The organism is Cryobacterium sp. MLB-32 (assembly GCF_000738085.1).
Taxonomy (GTDB): Bacteria; Actinomycetota; Actinomycetes; order Actinomycetales; family Microbacteriaceae; genus Cryobacterium.
The window spans coordinates 1-1650 of the sequence record NZ_JPRS01000624.1; the positions used below are offsets into that span (position 1 = coordinate 1).

General features: G+C 59.2%; 2 protein-coding genes and 1 pseudogene. 1 reads left to right on the forward strand and 2 read right to left on the reverse strand.

What is annotated here, in order from left to right; translation table 11 throughout:
• On the reverse strand, positions 1–578 hold a 578-nt coding region (locus JF66_RS20440; protein WP_035880767.1), incomplete at its 3' end, for a DUF4082 domain-containing protein.
• Positions 579–795: 217 nt separating this feature from the next.
• Here JF66_RS20440 and JF66_RS25500 point away from each other — a divergent pair.
• Positions 796–864 (forward strand): annotated as a pseudogene (locus tag JF66_RS25500) (hypothetical protein); the annotation flags it as partial.
• Between the two features lie 115 nt (positions 865–979).
• Here JF66_RS25500 and JF66_RS23970 read toward each other — a convergent pair.
• Positions 980–1650 (reverse strand): hypothetical protein (locus JF66_RS23970; RefSeq protein WP_035880769.1); only part of this gene is annotated, 671 nt, incomplete at its 5' end.

The following is a 1650-nucleotide window of genomic DNA, read 5'->3' on the forward strand; positions in this document are numbered from 1 at the left end:
CAGGAGGACGTGGGGAATCCGCCGGATGCTCCGTAGAAGTAGCGTCCGTTTGCCGTCGATGCGCTCAGCGGGCCGCTGGTCTTGGTCGAGGTGAAGTACGGGGACGTGTAGGAGTAATGACCCTGTGGGGCGAAATAGGACACGACGTAGGTTGTGCCGGCTGTCAATGCGATTGGGGTGGCCAAAGTCGCGGTCTGCCAGCCGGTGGCGGTCTCCCCGGTGAAGGTGACCGAGGCGAGCTGGGTTCCTCCCGATGTCCAGAGATGGCCGACGTGGGTGCCGTTGTTGCCGGTGCCTTTGAAGAAGCGGATACCCGTGGCAGAGCCGGCCTGGGACGACGTGAACGCTACTCCCAGTTCAACCGCTCCGCTGTCTCCGGAAGCGGCGGCGACAGGAGTCTCAGAGCCGAAGAGTGAAACGGACGTTGCAGCGACGGCGACGGACGAAGAGGTAGTTACCCCGATGAGAATGAGGGCGCATGCGGTAATCAGAGCGATTGCCGACTTGATATGCCAAGGTGGTGTGGCATGTGGTGAATGAGAAGTTTTCAGTTGTGGGCGTGCTGTTACAGAGATCATTAACTTGTTTCGAGTGGCGCACGCGGACGGTTCATGCGGAGCTATGTAACCGTAGGGGGCCAATGAATAATTTAACGATACGCCCCCATTCGGGTAAGTCAATGGTTAATAATGAATATTGCTCAATCGAGTGCTGACACCGACGGGAGCAGCCGCATCACCTTCATCGTGCGCAAGGAGGCGAGTCATTTCGCCAGCGAGTCCCCTGGTGCGATTCATGGAGAAGACCGGCTGTGACGTCACCTACTTCAGTGGAACCGATACCGATCCGCGCGGGGCTGATCTGCTGAACCACAAGGTCTTCCTGTCGGTCGGTCATGATGAAGATGCTCCGCAGCACGAACGTACGTCCAGAGGCAGCGGACTATCTTTACCGCGCGCTCAAGCGCGCCTTGGTGACTTTAGAGCGCCGGAGGAACGATCGTTCCGTCCAACCAGCGGTTGTTCACCCACTGGTTGCCAGCACCCGATGAGTCGAACGCGGTCACCGCCCCATACGAACCGCACTTCGCATACAGTGCGTTTCCGAAGGTGTTATCCAGAAAACGGACGTTCGACGAGGGGCGTGCCGCGTTGCCCTTCGGCTCGCCACCCGCGTACACGCAGTAGCCACCACCGTCAAACAGGTTGCCCTGCACGAGAGTATTCGTGAAGGCACTGCCCTGATTCAACAGTGAGACTGCCGCGGTGAAGTTGTACGCCGGCCCACCGGTCAAGCGGTTGTTCGTGATCGTGATGTTCGGCCCACCCAGGCTCAAGATCGCCTGATTGTGCGACTCGCCCGACGCGGCGATGTCGTGAATCCAGGAGTTCGTGATTGTCGCGTTCCCGTTGGTCATCATGCCATCACCCCATCCGTGAATGTCACAGGCGTCACAGGTGAAGTTGACGAAGCCCAGCCCGGGATATTTCGAGACATAGCCCGGGCCAGGACCGACGATCTCGATGCGCTGCATGAGCAGCCCGGAGTACGGCAGATCAATAGCAATCCGGCCGTTCACGACGGAGTTACGGATCGTCACGTTGTTGGCCCGGACAACCACATCGCCGGCGAAGGCGTAGCCGTCATAGA